The 18372-nt window shown below is 71.9% G+C and carries 19 protein-coding genes; 5 read left to right on the top strand and 14 right to left on the bottom strand.

Going from position 1 to position 18372, the window contains the following annotated elements; translation table 11 throughout:
* Window position 1: 1 nt before the first annotated feature.
* Complete coding sequence (locus tag ABEA81_RS19440; RefSeq protein WP_345606610.1) at window positions 2-976, top strand: DUF5914 domain-containing protein; 975 nt, start codon at window positions 2-4, stop codon at window positions 974-976.
* Here the strand turns inward: ABEA81_RS19440 and ABEA81_RS19435 are convergent.
* From ABEA81_RS19435 to ABEA81_RS19405, 7 genes are all read right to left on the bottom strand, one after another.
* The gene (locus tag ABEA81_RS19435) at window positions 952-1851 is read right to left on the bottom strand and encodes a DMT family transporter (RefSeq protein ID WP_345606609.1); all 900 of its coding nucleotides are present in this window, start codon (window positions 1849-1851) and stop codon (window positions 952-954) included. The genes ABEA81_RS19440 and ABEA81_RS19435 overlap by 25 nt on opposite strands.
* A 199-nt stretch (window positions 1852-2050) precedes the next feature.
* Window positions 2051-2878 carry a class I SAM-dependent methyltransferase gene (locus tag ABEA81_RS19430; protein WP_345606608.1) on the bottom strand — a complete coding sequence of 276 codons (828 nt, stop codon included), beginning with the start codon at window positions 2876-2878 and terminating at the stop codon, window positions 2051-2053.
* Between the two features lie 172 nt (window positions 2879-3050).
* On the bottom strand, window positions 3051-4256 hold the full coding sequence (locus tag ABEA81_RS19425) for an ABC transporter ATP-binding protein (RefSeq protein ID WP_345606607.1): 1206 nt from the start codon (window positions 4254-4256) through the stop codon (window positions 3051-3053).
* Window positions 4257-4260: 4 nt separating this feature from the next.
* Entirely contained in the window at window positions 4261-5097 is an 837-nt protein-coding gene (locus tag ABEA81_RS19420; protein WP_345606606.1) for a carbohydrate ABC transporter permease, read from the bottom strand.
* A gap of 1 nt (window position 5098) precedes the next feature.
* Window positions 5099-6061 (bottom strand): carbohydrate ABC transporter permease, encoded by a 963-nt coding sequence (locus ABEA81_RS19415; protein ID WP_345606605.1) that lies wholly within the window; start codon window positions 6059-6061, stop codon window positions 5099-5101.
* Window positions 6061-7419: an ABC transporter substrate-binding protein gene (locus ABEA81_RS19410; protein WP_345606604.1), complete on the bottom strand. Its 1359-nt coding sequence runs from the start codon at window positions 7417-7419 to the stop codon at window positions 6061-6063. The genes ABEA81_RS19415 and ABEA81_RS19410 overlap by 1 nt, the downstream gene beginning before the upstream one ends.
* 152 nt (window positions 7420-7571) lie before the next feature.
* Window positions 7572-8090: a general stress protein gene (locus tag ABEA81_RS19405; protein ID WP_345606603.1), complete on the bottom strand. Its 519-nt coding sequence runs from the start codon at window positions 8088-8090 to the stop codon at window positions 7572-7574.
* Window positions 8091-8462: 372 nt separating this feature from the next.
* On the opposite strand from ABEA81_RS19405, the gene ABEA81_RS19400 reads away from it, so the two are divergent.
* Window positions 8463-8726: a hypothetical protein gene (locus ABEA81_RS19400; protein WP_345606602.1), complete on the top strand. Its 264-nt coding sequence runs from the start codon at window positions 8463-8465 to the stop codon at window positions 8724-8726.
* Between the two features lie 8 nt (window positions 8727-8734).
* Here the strand turns inward: ABEA81_RS19400 and ABEA81_RS19395 are convergent, their stop codons facing one another.
* Together ABEA81_RS19395 and ABEA81_RS19390 are read right to left on the bottom strand one after the other, a co-directional pair.
* Entirely contained in the window at window positions 8735-9928 is a 1194-nt protein-coding gene (locus tag ABEA81_RS19395) for an acyl-CoA dehydrogenase family protein (RefSeq protein WP_345606601.1), read from the bottom strand.
* A gap of 94 nt (window positions 9929-10022) precedes the next feature.
* Complete coding sequence (locus ABEA81_RS19390; RefSeq protein ID WP_345606600.1) at window positions 10023-10985, bottom strand: HpcH/HpaI aldolase/citrate lyase family protein; 963 nt, start codon at window positions 10983-10985, stop codon at window positions 10023-10025.
* A 207-nt stretch (window positions 10986-11192) separates the two neighbouring features.
* On the opposite strand from ABEA81_RS19390, the gene ABEA81_RS19385 reads away from it, so the two are divergent.
* Window positions 11193-12452 carry a magnesium transporter MgtE N-terminal domain-containing protein gene (locus tag ABEA81_RS19385; RefSeq protein ID WP_345606599.1) on the top strand — a complete coding sequence of 420 codons (1260 nt, stop codon included), beginning with the start codon at window positions 11193-11195 and terminating at the stop codon, window positions 12450-12452.
* Between the two features lie 153 nt (window positions 12453-12605).
* On the top strand, window positions 12606-13136 hold the full coding sequence (locus ABEA81_RS19380; protein ID WP_345606598.1) for a DUF1003 domain-containing protein: 531 nt from the start codon (window positions 12606-12608) through the stop codon (window positions 13134-13136).
* Here the strand turns inward: ABEA81_RS19380 and ABEA81_RS19375 are convergent.
* Window positions 13111-13596 (bottom strand): MarR family winged helix-turn-helix transcriptional regulator, encoded by a 486-nt coding sequence (locus ABEA81_RS19375; protein WP_345606597.1) that lies wholly within the window; start codon window positions 13594-13596, stop codon window positions 13111-13113. The genes ABEA81_RS19380 and ABEA81_RS19375 overlap by 26 nt on opposite strands.
* 118 nt (window positions 13597-13714) lie before the next feature.
* On the opposite strand from ABEA81_RS19375, the gene ABEA81_RS19370 reads away from it, so the two are divergent.
* A complete protein-coding gene (locus ABEA81_RS19370; RefSeq protein WP_345606596.1) occupies window positions 13715-14863 on the top strand; it encodes an Mrp/NBP35 family ATP-binding protein in 1149 nt (382 codons plus the stop codon).
* A gap of 11 nt (window positions 14864-14874) precedes the next feature.
* Here ABEA81_RS19370 and ABEA81_RS19365 read toward each other — a convergent pair whose 3' ends face one another.
* From ABEA81_RS19365 to ABEA81_RS19350, 4 genes are all read right to left on the bottom strand, one after another.
* Window positions 14875-15921: an MBL fold metallo-hydrolase gene (locus ABEA81_RS19365; RefSeq protein ID WP_345606595.1), complete on the bottom strand. Its 1047-nt coding sequence runs from the start codon at window positions 15919-15921 to the stop codon at window positions 14875-14877.
* Window positions 15922-15974: 53 nt separating this feature from the next.
* Window positions 15975-17222, bottom strand: coding sequence for an aspartate aminotransferase family protein (locus tag ABEA81_RS19360; RefSeq protein ID WP_345606594.1), 1248 nt, complete (start codon window positions 17220-17222; stop codon window positions 15975-15977).
* A gap of 87 nt (window positions 17223-17309) precedes the next feature.
* Window positions 17310-17648 (bottom strand): cupin domain-containing protein, encoded by a 339-nt coding sequence (locus tag ABEA81_RS19355; protein ID WP_345606593.1) that lies wholly within the window; start codon window positions 17646-17648, stop codon window positions 17310-17312.
* Between the two features lie 40 nt (window positions 17649-17688).
* Window positions 17689-18354 carry a GntR family transcriptional regulator gene (locus tag ABEA81_RS19350; protein WP_345606656.1) on the bottom strand — a complete coding sequence of 222 codons (666 nt, stop codon included), beginning with the start codon at window positions 18352-18354 and terminating at the stop codon, window positions 17689-17691.
* Window positions 18355-18372 lie beyond the last annotated feature (18 nt).

Here is an 18372-nt window from a genome sequence, read left to right as displayed (position 1 = left end):
CGTGAAGGCCGGTCCGCTCCGGAGGATCCGCCGACCGGCGTGGGCCGACCAGCAGCCGACCTGGGCCGACGCCAGGCCGGGGCTCATCCGGGCCGCGCTGCGCCGCGCACTGGAGCGGCCCACCGGCGGCTGGTACGTGATCGGCGCGAGCCGGGAGGTGCGCCCCGGCCGGGCGTTCGGCCGCGTCGTCGCGGGCCGGGAGCTGGTGGCGTGGCGGGACGATGCGGGTGCGCTCCACGTCGGGCCGGGGGCCTGCCCGCACCTCGGTGCCGCGCTCTGCGACGCCCCCGTGCACGGCGGTCGCCTCGTCTGCCGGTGGCACGGGCTCGCGCTCGGCCCGGACGGCCGGCCCGGGTGGCAGCCTGTGCCTGCCCACGACGACGGCGTGCTGGCCTGGGCCCGGCTGGACGAAGCGGGCGCCGTCGCGAGCGACGGCCCGGTTCTCGGCCCGCGGCCGCCCGCCGACCACAGCGTCCCGGCCGTGACCACGGTGATCGGCCGGTGCGAGCCGGAGGACGTGGTCGCCAACCGGCTCGACCCGTGGCACGGCGCCTGGTTCCACCCCTACTCGTTCGCCGCGCTGCGGGTGCTGAGCGCACCGCCGCCGGACTCCCCGCCCACCGAGGACCGTTTTCTCGTCGAGGTGACGTTCACCGTCGGGCGCCGCCTCGGCGTGCCGGTGCACGCCGAGTTCACCTGCCCCGACGCCCGGACGGTGACCATGCGGATCGTCGACGGCGAGGGCACCGGATCGGTGGTCGAGACCCACGCCACGCCCCTGGGGCCGGGCCCGGACGACCGGCCCCGCACCGCCGTCGTCGAGGCGGTGATCGCCTACTCCGACCGTCCGGGTTTCGGTCACGCGCGGCGGGTCGCCGGTGCGCTGCGCCCGCTGATGGGCGCGGCGGCCCGACGGCTGTGGCGCGACGACATCGCGTACGCCGAACGCCGCTACGCGCTGCGGTCCTGCCCCTGACCGTGCGCCCTCAGCACGAGCGCCGCGCCGAGGAGCAGCCCGCCCGCGATGCCGGCCGGGCCGAGCCGCTCCCCGAGCAGCAGGACGGACAACAGGGCCGCCGTCAGCGGTTCCAGCAGGGCCATCAGCACGCCCACGCCTGCCGGAGCGCCGCGCAGACCGCGGAAGTAGCACGTGTACGCGACGGCCGTCGGCACGAGCCCGAACGCGAGCGCCAGCCCCACCGCGGCCGGTGTCGGCGCGAACGCCAGCCCGGACGTCGTCGCGGCGAGCGGAACCAGCAGCGCACCGCCGAGGGTGAAGCCCGCACCGGTGGTCGTCATCGCGTCCAGGTCGGGGACAGGGCGGGCGCCGATCAGCGACATCGCCGTGAACCCGGCCGCAGCGGTGAGGGCGCACCCGGCGCCGGCGAACAGCGCCGCCGTCGACGGGCCGCCATCGGTCGGGACCCCGACGAGCAGCACGAGACCGGACAGGGCCGACCCGACCGCCACGACGCTGCGCCGATCCGCGCTGCGCGGGCGCACCAGGAGCACGAGCAGCGGTGAGGAACCGATCGTCACCAGGGTGGCGACGATCACGGAGGTCAGCGACACGGCGGTGAAGTAGGCCACCTGGAAGAGCGCCGCCAGCGCCCCGACGGCGGCGATGCGGGCCCACGCTGCCCGGGACCGCGGCAAGCGAGCGCCCGTGACCAGCAGGTACCCGAGGAGGAGCAGGCCACCGACGGCGAGGCGGTAGGTCGCGACCGCGAGGGACGACAGGCCGGTGGCGTCGCCCAGCATGCGGCCGAGCAGGCCGCCGGTGCCCCAGAGGACGCCGGCGAGGACGAGGAAGGACACCCCGGACGACGGGGTGGTGCGAACTGTGGACACGGGTGTACGCGCTCCTGCGACGAAGGGAAGTGGTCGCTGAAGCGGGGCCGGTCGGCCCGAGGAGACCCGCCCTGTGGATGGGCGGTTGAGTGGACGGCCCCGCTAGGAGCGGGGCGGCGGGGTGATCGGGTACATCCGGTGCACGAGCCTCACAGTACCCGGCGACGGATCGCGCACCTCGCCCATTCCGATGCGGCGTTCAGCTCGGTGGCTTCGTGACGTCGATGCCTTCGGCAGGGGTGGCGGCCTCCGCGTCGACGTCCGGTTCGGCCACCGCCTCCCCGGGCGCCGCCGCGCCCGGGTCGGGCGGCCGCCTGCCGAGGAACGTGTGCACGATGTGCTGCTGCCAACCGGGCACGGTCTGCACCCTGATGTCCTCGAAGCCGGCCGAGGCGAGCCGCTTGCTGAGGTCGGAGACGCCGTCGAACTGCAGCGCACTGCGCCACAGGTAGCGGTAGAGGTCGGTCGAGCCGGCGCGGATGCGGGCCATGGGGATGATCACTCCCCAGCACACCGTGGTCCAGACGATGCGGCTGCGCAGCGAGTCGCGCACGGAGTACTCGTGGATCGCGAGCGGAGCGCCGGGACGCAGGAGGCGGTGGAACTGGCGCAGCGCGGCGTCCTGGTGCAGGAGGTTGCGCAGGACGTACGCGGCGAGGATCCCGTCGTACGGGCCGACGATGCCGCTCATGGCGAGGTTCTCGGCATTGCCGTGCACGAACCGGACGGTGCGCGGCCACGTCTTGCGCTGGGCCTGCGCGAGCATCTCGTGGGACGCGTCGACGGCGGTGATCTCCGCTTCCGGGGCGGCGTCGAGCAGGGCAGCGGTGGAGGCGCCGGTGCCGCAGCCGACGTCGAGCAGCCGCAGGCCGGCGCCCCGGTCCGGTAGGCCCATCCGCTTGGTGGTCAACCGCAGGTGCTCGTGGTAGCCGGGGTTGGAGCCGACGAGCTTGTCGTAGGTGCGTGCATGCGCGTCGAACGAGCGCGCCACCCCGCCCCGCTCGATCGGACCTGGCTTCGGAGTCACACCTCGCATCCTGGCGCATCCGGGAGGGGCCCGTCGCGCTTCCGGCGGGGGACACCGAACCGGATGTCGCTCGACGAGGTCGTGGCCGCGCGGGGAGCGGCCGAGTTGCAGCACAGCCACTTTCACGCAAGCACGTTGCGTGAAAGTGGCCTTCCTGCTGTCCCGGGACGGCCTAACCCGCCGCCACCGGGGTCGGCGACGCCGTCGTCAGGTTCTTCCCGCTCGCCGGGTCGAAGACCTGGATCTTGCTCGTGTCCAGCCAGACGTCGACCGGCCGGCCCTGGGTTGCGCCCGAGGTGGCGGACAAACGGGTGACCAGGGTGCCGGAGTCACCCCCGGGCACGTCCGCGGTGCCGGCGTCGGCGGCGAGGTCGGCGAGGTCGTCCGACATCGCCTGCTCCCCCTCCACCGAGAAGTACGCGAACTTGTCAGAGCCCATCGACTCCAGCACGTCCACCTCGGCGCTGAACACGGTGCCGCGGGAGCGCTGGTGCTCCTCGAGCAGCGCGGCGTCCTCGAAGTGCTCGGGTCGGATCCCCACGATGAGCTGGCGCGGCGCATCGGCCGCCTCCAGCGACCGGCGCAGTTCGTCGACGAGCGGGACGTCGCCGAGCGCGGTGCGGAACCGGCCGTCCTCCAGCGTGGCGGGCAGGAAGTTCATGGCGGGCGAGCCGATGAACCCCGCGACGAAGAGGTTGGCCGGGGTGTCGTAGAGCACCTGCGGCGACCCGATCTGCTGGATCTTCCCGCCCCGCATCACGACGATCCGGTCGCCCAGCGTCATGGCCTCGGTCTGGTCGTGGGTGACGTAGACCGTGGTGGTCTGCAGCCGCTGCTGCAGCTTCGACACCATCGTGCGCATCTGCACGCGCAGCTTGGCGTCGAGGTTCGACAGCGGCTCGTCCATGAGGAACGCCTTGGGGCTGCGCACGATGGCGCGGCCCATCGCCACCCGCTGCCGCTGGCCGCCCGACATGTTCGCGGGCTTGCGGTCCAGGTGGTTGGTGAGGTCGAGGATCTTCGCTGCCTCCTCGACCTTGCGGTTGATCTCCGCCTTGTCGACCTTGGCGAGCTTGAGCGGGAAGCCCATGTTCTCCCGCACGGTCATGTGCGGGTAGAGCGCGTAGGACTGGAACACCATCGCGATGTCCCGGTCCTTCGGCGCCTTCTCGTTGACGCGCTCGCCGCCGATGCGCAGCTCGCCGGAGGAGATGTCCTCCAGCCCGGCGATCATGTTGAGCGTGGTCGACTTCCCGCAGCCCGACGGCCCGACCAGGATGACGAACTCGCCGTCGCCGATCTCGAAGTCGGCGTCGTCCACCCCCACCGTTCCGTCGGGGTAGCGCTTGGTGATGTGGTCGAGGACGATCTCTGCCACTTTCTCAGCCCTTCACTGCACCGGAGGTCAGGCCGGCGACGATGCGCCGCTGGAAGAAGAACACGAAGATGATGATCGGGATCGTGAGCAGCACGGCGGCCGCCGCGATCGAGCCGGTCGGCTCGGCGAACTCGCTGGCCCCTGTGAAGTTCGCGATCGCGACGGGAGCGGTCTGCGATCGCTCGGTGGAGGTCAGCGAGAGTGCGAACAGGAAGTCGTTCCAGCAGAAGATGAACACCAGGATGGCCGTGGTGAACACGCCCGGCGCGGCGAGCGGCACGATCACCGACCGGAACGCCTGCAGCGGGGTGGCCCCGTCCATCTTGGCCGCCTTCTCCAGCTCCCACGGGATCTCGCGGAAGAACGCAGAGAGCGTGTAGATCGCCAGCGGCAGCGAGAACGTGATGTAGGGCAGGATCAGGCCGGGCCACGTGTCGAACAGGCCGATGCTGCGCTCGATGTCGAACAGCGGGCTCACCAGTGAGATCGGCGGGAACATGGCGATCAGCAGCGAGACGCCGACGAGCAGCCCCTTTCCGGGGAACCGCAGCCGGGCGATCGCGTACGCCGCCATCGTGCCGATCACGACGGACAGCACGGTGGCGATCACCGCGATGCCGATCGAGTTGATCAGTGCGCTGGTGAACAGCGAGACCCCGAACACCTCGGCGTAGTTCTCGAGCGTCCACTCCCGCGGGAAGAACGAGCCGTCGGTGATGGTGCTCGCCGGCTTGAACGACAGGCTGAGGATCCACACCACCGGGATGAGCGCGTAGAGCAGCACGAGCGTGTTGGCCACGGCCCATTTGCTCTTCACGCCTGTCGTGGTCGCGACGGCCACGTCAGCGCCTCCCCTCGGTCTCGGCGCCCGGCGCGGCCGCGCCGAACAGCTTGATGAAGATGAATGCGATCAGCGCGACGGAGATGAAGATGAGAACGCTGATCGCCGACCCGATTCCGAGGTTGAACGCCCGGAACAGGTTGTCGTAACCGAGCATGGACACCGATCCGGTGCCGTTCGAACCGCCGGTGAGGATGTAGATGTTGTCGAAGATGCGGAACGCGTCGAGGGTGCGGAACAGCAGCGCCACGAGGATCGCGGGCTTCATCATCGGCAGGATGATCTGGGTGAGCCGCTCCCACGGCCCGGCGCCGTCCACCTGGGCGGCCTTGAGCAGGTCGTCGGGCACGAGCGCGAGGCCGGCCAGCAGCAGCAGCGCCATGAACGGCGTGGTCTTCCAGACCTCGGCGATGATGATCAGCACGATCGCCGATGCCTGCCCGGTGAGCGGGGCGCTGCCCTCCGAGAGCATGTTGGCCAGGTAGCCGGTGTCCGGCGTCCAGGCGAACTGCCAGCTGAACGCCGCGACGACGGTGACGATCCCGTACGGGATCAGCACGACGGTGCGGGTGAGCCCGCGCCCGATGATCGTGCGGTGCATCACCAGCGCGAGCGCGAGCCCGAGCACGAACTCGATCGCCACGGAGACGATGGTGATCAGCAGCGTGATGCCGAACGCCGACCACCAGTACCCGGACGACAGCACTGCCACGTAGTTCGAGAGGCCGGCGAACGCGCGGTCGGCGGGGAACCGCAGGTCGTAGCGCTGCAGCGACAGCCAGAGCGCGTAGCCGATGGGGTAGGCGGTGACCGCGACCATGATGATCACGGCCGGGGCGCAGAGCAGGTACGCCAGCTTCCGCTCGGCGCGCGCCCCCTCGGACAGAGGGGGCTTGCCGCGGTGCTTCGGTGCCCGCGTCGAGGTCTCGGCCTCGGCGGCCGGGGCCGTGCTCGAGACGGTCATCAGGGCACCAGTCCTTCCGAGTTCACGGCCCGCTCGACCTCGGACGCCATCCGCGGGACGACCGTGTCCGGATCGATCTGCGCGGGCGGGTTGAGCAGGTCGGCGAGCACGATCGAGATGCTCGTGTAGGCCGGGGTCTTGGGCCGCACGCTCGCGTTCTGCACCGAGTCGCGGATCGCCTCCCAGGCCGGGTACTTCGCCTGGAACGACGGGTCGTCGTACAGCTCGGCGAGCGTGGGCGGCACGCCGCCCTGGGTGGCGTTGGTGAGCTGGTTCTCGCGGTTGCGCAGGCACTGCGCGGCCTCGAACGCCAGGTCCTGGTTGCCGCCGGTGGTGCTCACGCCGATGTTGAGGCCGCCGATGGTGACGGTCGCGGGCTTGCTCGGGTCGACCCGCGGGTACGGCGCCCAGGCGAAGACGTCCACGACGCGGCGGCCGGTGTCCTCGCCGGTCGGGCGGCCGTGATCGTCGATGAACGTGCCGCCGCCCCCACCGTCCGGCGGCGGCGTGTTGATCGAGGCGTTCACGAACGGGTAGTTGACCTGGAACGCCGCGACTCCTGCCTCCATCTGCAGGCGCCCGTCGTTCTCCTGGGCCACCGACAGCGACGGGTCGCCCGCCGGTGAGCTCGCCACTCGCTGCATGATCGAGGTGGCCTTGCGGGCGGCGTCGCCGTCGTCGACGAGCACGTCGCCGTTCTCGGAGACGAGCTGGCCGCCCCCGCTGGTGAGCAGCGTGTTGAACCAGACCGAGATGCCCTCGTACTGCGCCGCCTGCACCTCGATGTAGGACGGCAGGCCCTTGTCGCGCAGCGCCTCGGACATCTGGATCATCTGGTCCCACGTCTGCGGGGGTTGCGGCGCCAGATCCTTGCGGTACCAGAGCAGCTGCGTGTTGGTGTTGAGCGGAGCCGCCCAGAGCCGGCCCTGGTACCGGGCGGTCTCGAGCGGGCCTTCGAGGGTGCCCTTCTCGACGGCCGCGGCGGCGTCGTCCGGCCACGGCTCGATCCAACCGGCCTCCGCGAACTCGGCGGTCCACGTGACGTCGAGGGCCACCAGGTCGACCTCGGGGTCGCCGGCCACGAGGCGGCGGGCGAGCTGCAGCCGCTGGTCGTCGGCCGCCTTCGGCAGCGTCTGCTGGGTGACCACGTAGCGGCCGTTCGCCGCTTCGGTGCAGGCCGCGGCGCCCGCCGCGTACCCGCTGGCGTTGTCGGCCGGTGTGTAGAAGTTGAGCACCGGTGGCCCGGCCGGGCCAGAGCTGCATCCGGCCACTGCAGCAGCGACCAGGAACCCGCAGGTCGCCGCGGCGAGCGGTCGCCCGCGTCGCCGCCGGAGCGTCGAATGGACCGGCTCCCCCATGCGTATCTCCGTCCCGAGAGCGCGGACGACCCAGGCATCGTCGCCCGCAAGTGTGACACCGATCACGGCCAGTGGCCGGTGATCAGAACTTATGCGGGCGCGGAGGCAGTGGCAATCGCCAGGGGGAGGGTTAGGGGAAGGACAAGGAGGATTTAGGCCGGGCCCCCGCCCATGGCCAGCTTCGCCAGCAGCTCGCGGGCCTTCTCGGCGTTGCGCGGCTGGCAGAGCACGTCGTAGCGGCCGGCCACGAGCTGGCTCACCGACTGGAAGTCGCGCCGGCCGCGGGAGAAGCCGTACGTCACCGCGGCGAAGATCAGCCCGAACACGAGGCCGAAGCCGAGGCCGAGCAGGATCGGCCCGAACGAGTTGCCGCCCTGGCTCACCAGGCTCAGCAGCAGTCCGACGAACAGACCGAACCAGGCACCGGACGCGGCGCCGGAGGCGAGGACCCGGCCCCAGGTGAGCCGGCCGATCACCCGCTCGACCAGCATCAGGTCGACGCCGACGATGGTGACGTCACGGACCGGGAAGTCCGAGTCGGCCAGGTGGTCGACGGCCCGCTGCGCCTCCTCGTACGTGGCATAGGAACCGACGGGCCACCCGGTGGGTGGGGTCGGCAGGTTGGGCAGTCCGGGCGCGGTGCGCGCGGGGCCACCGAACGGAGTGGTCACGGGGCCTCCTCGATCCTCGATGTCTGGGCTCCTGGTGCTCTCGAGCCCACATCATGTCAACGCGAGGAGCAGGGACGAAGTGCCCATTCCGACGATCATCACATGGAGGACGCATCGCCGCACCCATCGCCGGGCCCGGCAGCTCCGCCCGAATGGAGCGTTTCCGGCTCGCCCACACCGTCATCGGCGCGCGGTCAGCCGATCGGCGACCCGACCAGGCGCCCGCCGAGGGCAGCTGTGCCGCCGTCCGGAGGAGTGAATCTTGGCCTTTCCAGCCACTTCCACTGCGCTGAACGTCACATACCGTGGCAGAACGCCGGGGCGGACGGCAAGAGGCCGCCGAGGGGCGCTCCCGGGGATCGGAGGTGTCCCATGCCGTCCCTGCCCGCCGCTGCCGCATCAGTGCCCGCCGAGCTGTCCGGCGCGACGCTCCTCACGATCGTCGGCCTCGGTCTGCTGGCGGCGTGGGCGGTCTCGCTGCTGTTGCACCCGTACACCGCCTGCGGCTCCTGCAAGGGCACGCCGCGCTCCTACGGCGCGATCGCCACCCGCTCCTTCCGCCTCTGGCCCGGCTGCGGCGGCACCGGCCGCCAACTGCGCGCCGGCGCCCGCATCTGGCCGCAGAACAGGTCATAGGAGCGCTCCTACCGCAGCTTGTACTCCCTCAGCAGACCGCGGCTGATGATCGTCTTCTGGATCTCGGACGTGCCCTCGCCGATCAGCAGGAACGGCGCCTCGCGCATGAGGCGCTCGATCTCGTACTCCTTGGAGTAGCCGTAGCCGCCGTGGATGCGGAACGACTCCTGGGTGACCTCGGCGGCGTACTCGCTGGCCATCAGCTTGGCCATGCCCGCCTCGACGTCGTTGCGGGTGCCGGCGTCCTTGAGCCGCGCCGCGTTGACCATCATCAGGTGGGCGGCCTCCACCTTGGTGGCCATCTCGGCGAGCTTGAACGCGATGGCCTGGTGCTCGGCGATCGGCTTGCCGAACGTCGAGCGCTGCTGGGCGTACTCGACGGCGAGCTCGAAGGCGCGGATCGCAATGCCGCAGCCGCGGGCCGCGACGTTCACGCGGCCGACCTCGACGCCGTCCATCATCTGGGCGAAGCCGCCGCCGCGCTTGCCGCCCAGGATCTGCTCCCCCGGCACGCGGAAGCCCTTGAACACCAGCTCGGTGGTGTCCACACCCTTGTAACCCATCTTGTCGATCTTGCCCGGCACGACCAGCCCGGGCGCGACCTCGCCGTACCCGGTGGGCTTCTCGACCAGGAACGTCGTCAGGTTCTGGTGCGGCCTGGGCGCGCCCTCGTCGGTGCGCACCAGCACCGCGGTGAGGTTGGACGTGCCGCCGTTGGTGAGCCACATCTTTGCGCCGTCGACGACGAACTCGTCGCCGTCCTGCACGGCCTTCGTCTTGATGGCCGCGACGTCGGAGCCCAGGTCGGGCTCGGACATCGAGAACGAGCCGCGCACCTCGCCCGTGGCCATCCGCGGCAGGTAGTGCTGCTTCTGCTCCGGCGTGCCGTGCTGCGTGATCATGTACGCCACGATGAAGTGCGTGTTGATCACACCCGAGACGCTCATCCAGCCACGCGCGATCTGCTCCACGACCAGCGCGTACGTCAGCAGCGACTCGCCGAGCCCTCCGAACTCCTCCGGGATGGTGAGCCCGAACAGGCCCATCTCCTTCATCCCGTCGACGATGTCATGCGGGTAGGCGTCCGCGTGTTCCAGCGCGGTGGCGTGCGGGAGGATCTCCTTGTCCACGAACGTGCGGACCGTCGCCAGGATCTCCTGCTGGATCTCAGTGAGACCGGCGGTCTGGGCGAGCTTGGCCATGGGTCCTCCCGACGCTGGGCGAGTTACCGGTCAGTATCACCCGGCGGCTCGGCTGCACGCTGTGAACGTCCGCACACGGGGTGCGCGATCCGCGTCACTGCTCCGGCGGGTTCCAGCGGTCCGTGCGCTGCATGCCGGCTGCCCGCCCCTTACCCGCGATGACCAGCGCCATCTTGCGGCTGGCCTCGTCGATCATCTCGTCGCCGATCATCGCCGCACCGCGCTTGCCGCCCGCCTCGGAGGTGTACCACTCGTACGCGTCGAGGATGTTCTCGGCGTGGTCGTAGTCCTCCTGCCGCGGTGAGAACGTCTCGTTCGCCGCGTCGATCTGGCCGGGGTGCAGCACCCACTTGCCGTCGAAGCCCAGCGCCGCCGAGCGCCCGGCCACCCTGCGGAACCCGTCGACGTCCTTGATCTGCAGGTACGGCCCGTCGATCGCCTGCTTGTCGTGGGCGCGAGCCGCCATCAGGATGCTCATCAGGATGTGGTGGTAGGCGTCACCCACGTCGTAGCCGGACGGCTGCTCCCCCACCACCAGCGACTTCATGTTGATCGACGCCATGAAGTCGGCCGGGCCGAAGATGATCGTCTCGACCCGCGGCGAGGCCGTGGCGATCGCGTTGACGTTGGTGAGCCCCAGCGCGTTCTCGATCTGCGCCTCGATGCCGATCTTCCCGACCTCGTAGCCCATCGCCTTCTCGATCTGCGTGATCAGCAGGTCGAGCGCCACGACCTGCTCGGCCGTCTGCACCTTGGGCAGCATGATCGCGTCGACGTTCGCGCCCGCACCCTCGACCACCTCGGTGACGTCGCGGTAGGTCCACTCCGTGGTCCAGTCGTTCACCCGGACCACGCGGATCTTCTCGCCCCAGCCGCCCTCGTTCAGCGCTTCGACGATCGTCTTGCGCGCCCCGGGCTTGGCCAGCGGCGCGCAGGCGTCCTCCAGGTCGAGGAACACCTGGTCGGCGTTCAGCGTGCGGGCCTTGTCGATGAACTTCTGGCTCGACCCCGGCACGGCGAGGCAGGATCGGCGGGCGCGGAGCTGGGTCGTGGTCACTTCGGCGACTCTCCTCGTCGAGTGTGGCGTCGAGTGGGCGTCGGATTGCGCCGATGCTGACACGCCCGACGTCGCACGCAAGCCCCAGGTGACTGGTCTCTCAGGTGATCTCCGGTCGGACGAACGGCACCCTCGCCCGACAGGTGCGCACGAACGGGCCGTTCGTCCAACCTGGAGCGACGGGCCGCGGAGCCTAGGCTTCCGGCCATGGGCATCGACCGGGTCTTCGTCGCGCGCCTGGTCGGCCTCACCGTGTTCGGGCCCGACGGGGAGCGGATCGGCAAGGTCCGCGACCTCGTCGCGACGCTGCGCGTCGACACGCACCCGCCGCGGGTGCTCGGCGTCGTGGTGGATCTCGCCACCCGGCGCCGCATCTTCGTGCCCATGTTGCGGGTCACCGCGATCGACCCGGGCGCCGTCACCCTCGCCACGGGCTCGGTCAGCCTGCGCGGCTTCGCGCAGCGCCCGAACGAGGCGCTGCTGGTCGGCCAGATGCTCGACGCGCGCGTCCGGCTCGTCGAGGGCGGCGAGGAGGCCGTGGTCGTCGACGCCGCGATCGAGCCGACCCGCTCCCGGGACTGGGTGGTCGCGCGCCTCGCCGTGCGCGTCCGCCGCCACCGGCTCGGCAGGCGCGAGCCGGTGCAGGTGCTGCCGTGGCGCGCCGTCACGGGGCTCTCGCTGACCGACCGCCAGGGCACCGAGGGCCTGCTCGCGGTGTTCGAGTCGATGCGCCCCGCCGACGTCGCGGCCGCGCTGTCGGAGCTGCCGGAGAAGCGCCAGCACGAGGTGGTCGACGGGCTCGACGACGAGCGGCTCGCCGACGTCTTCGAGGAGCTGTCCGAGTCCGACCAACGCGCGTTGCTCGCGCACCTGTCCCCCGAGCGCGCGGCGGACGTCCTCGAGGCCATGTCGCCGGACGACGCGGCCGACCTGCTGCACGAGCTACCCGACGCCGAGTCCGACGCGCTGCTCGCGCTGATGCAGCCCGAGGAGTCGGAGCCGGTGCGGCGCCTGATGAGCTACTCGCCACACACCGCGGGCGGCCTCATGACCCCCGAGCCGATCATCCTGCGGCCGGACGCCACCGTCGCCGAGGCGCTCGCCCGCATCCGCAACCCGGACATCCCGCCCGCGCTGGCGAGCATGGTGTTCGTCTGCCGGCCGCCCACCGAGACCCCGACGGGGCGCTACCTCGGGTGCGCACACGCCCAGCGGCTGCTGCGGGCGGCGCCGTTCGAGCTGGTGGCCGGCGTCGTCGACGCCGAGCTGGCGCGACTGTCGCCGGACGCCACGCTCGGCGAGGTCACCCGCTACTTCGCCGCGTACAACCTGGTGGCCGGCCCCGTCGTGGACGCGGAGGACCACCTCATCGGTGCGGTCACGGTGGACGACGTGCTCGACCACCTGCTCCCCCCGGACTGGCGCGACCGCCTGACGGAGCCCGATCCGGTCGAGGCCGACAGATGAGGCCGACCAGGAGCGTCACACACCAACATCGGCGCTCGCACACCAACTGCAGTTCGTGTGCGAGCACCGGGGTTGGTGCGCGACGGCACCACAGCGGAAGCCGGGCGGCGACGGCCTGGGCCTGCCGCCCGGGCGGAGCGGAGGCGATGAGCAATGCCTGAGATCACCACGAACCGTCGGCTGGACCAGCCGCTCCTCGGGCGTGCCCGGTTCGAGATCGACCCCGACTGGTTCGCCCGGCTCTCGGAACGGATCGCCAGGTTCCTGGGCACCGGGCGGTTCCTCGCCGTGCAGACCGTGGTGGTCGCGGTGTGGATCGCGCTGAACCTCGTGGCGTGGTCGGGCCGCTGGGACCCCTACCCGTTCATCCTGCTCAACCTGGCCTTCTCCACCCAGGCCGCCTATGCGGCGCCGCTGATCCTGCTCGCCCAGAACCGGCAGGACGACCGCGACCGGGTGTCGCTCGAGGAGGACCGGGCCCGCGCGGAGCGCACCAAGGCCGACACCGAGTACCTCGCCCGGGAGCTCGCCGCGCTGCGCATCGCGCTCGGCGAGGTCGCCACCCGGGACTACCTGCGCGGGGAGCTCGACAAGCTCTGCGACCGGCTCGGCGGCGACCAGACGCCGGTGGCCACCGACCGGGTGAAGACCGCGGGTGTCAGTCGCCGGCGAGGCGGCGGCTGATCCGTTCCAGCACCCGCAGGTCGGCCTCGTCGAGCCGGTTGACGAAGTGGTGTGCGACGCCGCGCAGGTGGGTGCGCGACGCGGTGCGCAGCCGGTCGAGCCCGGCGTCGGTGAGGCGGGCGGCGACCCCGCGCCCGTCGTTCTCGACGGGGCAGCGGGCCACCAGCCCACCCTTCTCCAGCCGGTCGACCAGCCGGGTGACGCCCGAACGGGACAGCAGCACGGCGTCGGCGAGCTCGGTCATCCGCAGCCGCCGGTCGGGCGCCTCGGCCAGCTGCACGAGCACGTCGTAGGAGGCGAGCGGGAGGTCCTGTTCGGCGAGGAGCTCGACCTCCAGCGCCCGCGTGATGGACGCGTGGGCCCGCAGGAACGCGCGCCATGCCGCCAGCTGGTCACGGGTGGGGCTCGACCGCGGTCCGCCGTTCCTCTGGCTGTGCGTTCTGGCCGCGGGGTCCGTCACGGCCAATGATGCTACGGAGCCGGACCGACGAGGGCACGGACGTACAGTGGACGAAAGGGGCGCGGATTCCGCGCCCAGCAGCGTCGCGCCGTCGATGGAAGGTCCAGCGGAACCCCTGATGTCCACCACCGAGAGCACCAGCACCCTCGAGCAGGCCGTGCGGGCCGCGCTCGCCACCGTCGACGACCCCGAGATCCACAAGCCGATCACCGACCTGGGCATGGTGAAGGGCGTCGACATCACGCCGGAGGGCCGGACGTGCGTCGGCGTGTACCTCACGGTCGCCGGTTGCCCGATGCGCGAGACGATCACCTCCCGGGTCACCGAGGCCGTCTCGAAGGTCTCGGGCGTCACCGCGGTCGAGGTCCAGCTCGACGTCATGAGCGACGAGCAGCGCCACGAGCTGCGCCGAAGCCTCCGGGGCGACTCGGCCGACCCGGTCATCCCGTTCGCCCAGCCGGGCTCGCTCACCCGCGTCTACTGCGTGGCCTCGGGCAAGGGTGGGGTCGGCAAGTCGTCGGTCACCGTCAACCTCGCCGCGGCGATGGCGGCCAAGGGCCTGAAGGTCGGCGTGGTGGATGCCGACATCTACGGCCACTCGGTGCCGCGCATGCTCGGCACGGCCGACCGGCCCACCAAGGTCGACGACATGATCATGCCGCCGCAGGCGCACGGCGTGAAGGTCATCTCGATCGGCATGTTCACGCCGGGCAACGACGCCGTCGTCTGGCGCGGACCGATGCTGCACCGGGCGCTGCAGCAGTTCCTCGCCGACGTCTTCTGGGGCGACCTCGACGTCCTGCTGCTCGACCTGCCCCCCGGCACCGGTGACATCGCGATCTCCACCGCGCAGCTCGTGCCGAACGCCGAGCTGCTGGTCGTCACCACCCCCCAGACGGCCGCCGCCGAGGTCGCCGAACGGGCCGGCTCGATCGCCCTCCAGACGCGCCAGCGCCTCGCCGGCGTCGTGGAGAACATGTCCTGGATGGAGCTTCCCGACGGCACCCGCATGGAGGTGTTCGGTGCCGGCGGCGGGCAGACGGTGTCCGACTCCCTCACCAGGGCGGTCGGCGCGCCCGTGCCGCTGCTCGGCCAGGTGCCGCTGGAGCCCCGGCTGCGCGAGTGCGGCGACGCCGGCACCCCGATCGTCCTGTCGGAGCCGGAGAGCCCGGCGGCCACGGCCCTGCGCGCCGTGGCCGAGAAGCTCACGGTGCGCTCCCGCGGGCTCGCGGGGATGAGCCTGAACATCTCCCCGGTGCGCAAGTAGCGGCCCAGGCGCTATGCCGCGACGCGGTAGGTGCTGCCGCTGCTGCCGGGGAGCCATGCGTCCGGCAGCGCGGCGGCGAGCGCGTGCTGCGCGCGCCAGCCGGTGCAGTGGGCCGGCACAACCATCGTCGGGGCCAGCTCGGTGAGCGCCGAGACGGTCGGCGGGATCACGGGCTCGAACGCCGGGCCGGACAGGTGCAGCCCACCCAGCAGCGCGCACAACCGGTCGACACCGGTCAGCCGCTGGGCGTGGCGCACGATGTTGATCGCGCCGGCGTGCCCGCAGCCGGTGAGCACGACGAGCCCGCGGCCCCGGACATGGACGACGAGCGCCTGGTCGTCCTGCACGAGCGGGTCGTGCTCCCACCCGGAGCCGGTCCAGGCCTGGTGCGGCGGCGGCATCCCGCGCTCGAACTCGGTGGTGCGGTCGACCTCACCGGTGATCAGCACGCTGCCGTCCACCAGCAGCGACGGCTCGCGCCGCTCGATCACCTCGAACCCCTCGCCCTCCAGAGCGCGCTTGGAGAGCGTCGGGAGCTCGAACACCTCGCGCCTCGGCAGGGCGAGCCGCCTGCGCGTCCAGGCCACCGGGTGCAGCACCATCGGCATGGCCCGGTGGCGCCGGTCGGCCAACCCCGCCAGGCCGCCTGCGTGGTCGAAGTGCCCGTGGCTGAGCACGACGCCCTGTACGTCGGACAGGTCGACGCCCAGCCGGTCGGCGTTGACGACCATGCCGTCGGGCGTGAGGCCGGTGTCGAACAGCAACGTGGTCGTGCTCGCGCCCCGGCGGACGGTGACGAGCGCGGCGAACCCGTGCTCGGCGCGCAGCCCGGCGTCGGTGCTCCCGCCCTCGAACTGCGCCGCGGTGACCCGCGCGTTCCCGAAGTCTGCCCGGCTGACGCGGTCGTCGCCGGTGAGCAGCCCGTCGAAGACGTTGTCGACGAGCGTGGTGACCCGCACCTCGTCGACGGGTTCCAGCGCGATCGGGTCGACCGCGGCCCCTTCCGCGCTCCGCGGAACGCTCGCGAAGGCCTCCGCCCCACCGCCACCGTCGCACATGCGGATGACGCTAGCCCGTGTCCCGCGGACACCGCCTGGCCGCACCCCTCGGCTCAGGAGCGGACGGCCTCGGCCCAGATCGCGACCGCCTCGTCCACCTGCTCGGCCGTGACGATCAGCGGCGGGATCATCCGCACCACGTTGCCGTGCGGGCCGCAGGTGAGCAGGAGCAGGCCCTTCTCCGCCGCAGCCGCGTGGGCCCGGGTGGCCGCCGCGGCGTCGGGCGCGCCGTCGGCCGTGCAGAACTCGTTGCCCACCATCAGGCCGATCCCGCGGACGTCGGCGATCGCCGGGTGGTCGGCGGCCACCTTCTGCAGGCCGTCGCGCAGGCGCAGGCCCTGCTCAGCTGCGTTGGCGACGAGTCCCTCCCCATCGATGACGTCGAGGGTGGCGAGCGCGGCCGCGCAGGCCACCGCGTTGCCGCCGTAGGTGCCGCCCTGCGACCCCGGCCACGCCTTGGTCATCAGCTCCTCACTGGCTGCGATGCCCGACAGCGGGAACCCGCTCGCGAGGCCCTTCGCCGTGATCAGGATGTCCGGGGTGGCGCCGTCGGCGTGCTGGTGGCCCCAGAACTTCCCGGTGCGCCCGAACCCGGTCTGCACCTCGTCGGCGATCAGCAGGATGCCGTGGGCGTCGGCCCGCTCGCGGAGCCCGGCGAGGAACGCGGGCGGGGTGGGCACGTACCCGCCCTCGCCCAGCACCGGCTCGATGACGAACGCGGCGACGTCGGCGGCGGGTGCCGCCGTGACGAGCAGCCGGTCCAGCTCACGCAGGCAGAACGCGACGGTCTCGTCCTCGCTCCAGCCGTAGCGGAACGCGTACGGGAACGGTGCGAACGCGACGCCGCCCATCAGCGGCCCGATGCCGGCCCGGATCTTCGCGCCGGACGTGGTGAGCGCCGCGGCGCCCATCGTGCGGCCGTGGAAGCCGCCGTCGAACGCGACGACCAGCGGACGGCCGGTGGCCTGGCGGGCGAGCCGCACCGACGCCTCGACGGCCTCGCTCCCGGAGTTCATGAAGAACACGCTGTCCAGGCCCGTGGGCAGCACGTCGCCCAGCCGCTCGGCCAGCCGCAGCAGTGGCTGGTGCATGACGGTCGTGTACTGGCCGTGGATGAGCGTGGCCACCTGCTCCTGGGCGGCCGCGACGACCCGGGGGTGGCAGTGCCCGGTGCTCGTGACACCGATCCCGGCGGTGAAGTCGAGGTAGCGGCGACCGTCGAGGTCGTACACGTGCACACCCTCGCCGCGGGCGACCTGCACGGGCGTCGCCTGCTTGAGCGCCGGGGACAAACGGGCCATGCCAACTCCTTGAGCGTTGTCTGATTGTCGACAATCCTGCTCGATGGAAGCATGCGGGGCGGGTCCGGGGCAAGGGCTGGGAACGCGCTACTCGAGCCACTCCGTCACGACCTCGTCGTTCGCGTGGATGTTCGTCATCACCAGGCGGTCGGTACCGGTGTTCACGAACTTGTGCGGGGTCCACGGCGGCACCACGACGACCTGGCCGGCCCGGGCGGTCAACCGCTCGCCCGCGACCGTGAACTCAGCCTCGCCGCCGTGCATCACGAAGGTCTCGTCGTACGGGTGCTGGTGCAGGCGCGGGCCGGCGCCGGGGCGGTCGGTGTCGACGAGGATCACGGAGACGCCCGCCCCGTGGTCGCGGCCGGAGAACTGGCCGGTCATGGCCCCGTCGACGAGGAAACTGAGCACGGTCGGAGCGGTCATACCCACAGATCGTGCCCTCCCGGATCGCCCGCGGCGAGCCTCAGGCGGGCACGGCGGGTGCGGGTGACGTGCCGGGGACGAGGATCCGCTCCACCGCGTCGGCCATGTGCGCCTCGAGCACGGCGGCCATCCGCTCGGCGTCGCCGTCGCGCACCGCGTCACGCAGCTCGCGGTGCTCGGCGATCAGCGCGGCGGCAGGTGGGAGGGTCTCCTGCAGTGCGGCGAGGCACATCCGGGTCTCGACGAGCAACGTCTCGGCCATCCGGCGCAACCGCGGGCTGCCCGACGCGGCCACGAACTCCGCGTGGAACGCGTGGTCGGCGTCGGCGAGCGCGACGGGGTCGTCGGCGGCGGCCTCCATCCGGGCCAGCGCGGCGGTCAGGCGCTCGGCCGCGGCCGACCGGTCGCCCGCGAGCAGCAGCAGGCCGGCCGCGCGCTCGATCGCGGTACGGGCGGTGTAGACGTCGCGCACGTCGGCCGCACCCAGCTCGCGCACGAACAGCCCGCGGTGGCGCTCGCTGCGCAACAACCCCTCGGCCACGAGGTGTTGCATGGCCTCCCGCAGCGGGCCACGGCTCACCCCGAGGGCGCTGGCGAGCTCGACCTCGCCGAGCTGGGTGCCGGGCGGGAACGTGCCTCGCATGATCGCCGTGCGGATCCGGTCGGCGACGATCGCGGCCGTGGATCGTCGCTCGACCGGCTCCATCTCGCTGAGGTCCACGTG

Source organism: Pseudonocardia adelaidensis (assembly GCF_039543345.1).
Taxonomy (GTDB): Bacteria; Actinomycetota; Actinomycetes; order Mycobacteriales; family Pseudonocardiaceae; genus Pseudonocardia; species Pseudonocardia adelaidensis.
The sequence above is the reverse complement of the archived record's forward strand: the minus strand, read 5'-3'. Positions and strand labels throughout refer to the sequence as shown.

Coding starts and splice junctions, on each gene's coding strand:
- ABEA81_RS19355 (WP_345606593.1), bottom strand. CDS start 17,648: ATGACCGCTCCGACCGTGCTCAGTTTCCTCGTCGACGGGGCCATGACC.
- ABEA81_RS19360 (WP_345606594.1), bottom strand. CDS start 17,222: ATGGCCCGTTTGTCCCCGGCGCTCAAGCAGGCGACGCCCGTGCAGGTC.
- ABEA81_RS19395 (WP_345606601.1), bottom strand. CDS start 9,928: ATGGCCAAGCTCGCCCAGACCGCCGGTCTCACTGAGATCCAGCAGGAG.
- ABEA81_RS19365 (WP_345606595.1), bottom strand. CDS start 15,921: ATGTGCGACGGTGGCGGTGGGGCGGAGGCCTTCGCGAGCGTTCCGCGG.
- ABEA81_RS19380 (WP_345606598.1), top strand. CDS start 12,606: ATGCCTGAGATCACCACGAACCGTCGGCTGGACCAGCCGCTCCTCGGG.
- ABEA81_RS19370 (WP_345606596.1), top strand. CDS start 13,715: ATGTCCACCACCGAGAGCACCAGCACCCTCGAGCAGGCCGTGCGGGCC.
- ABEA81_RS19410 (WP_345606604.1), bottom strand. CDS start 7,419: ATGGGGGAGCCGGTCCATTCGACGCTCCGGCGGCGACGCGGGCGACCG.
- ABEA81_RS19400 (WP_345606602.1), top strand. CDS start 8,463: ATGCCGTCCCTGCCCGCCGCTGCCGCATCAGTGCCCGCCGAGCTGTCC.
- ABEA81_RS19350 (WP_345606656.1), bottom strand. CDS start 18,354: ATGGAGCCGGTCGAGCGACGATCCACGGCCGCGATCGTCGCCGACCGG.
- ABEA81_RS19385 (WP_345606599.1), top strand. CDS start 11,193: ATGGGCATCGACCGGGTCTTCGTCGCGCGCCTGGTCGGCCTCACCGTG.
- ABEA81_RS19415 (WP_345606605.1), bottom strand. CDS start 6,061: ATGACCGTCTCGAGCACGGCCCCGGCCGCCGAGGCCGAGACCTCGACG.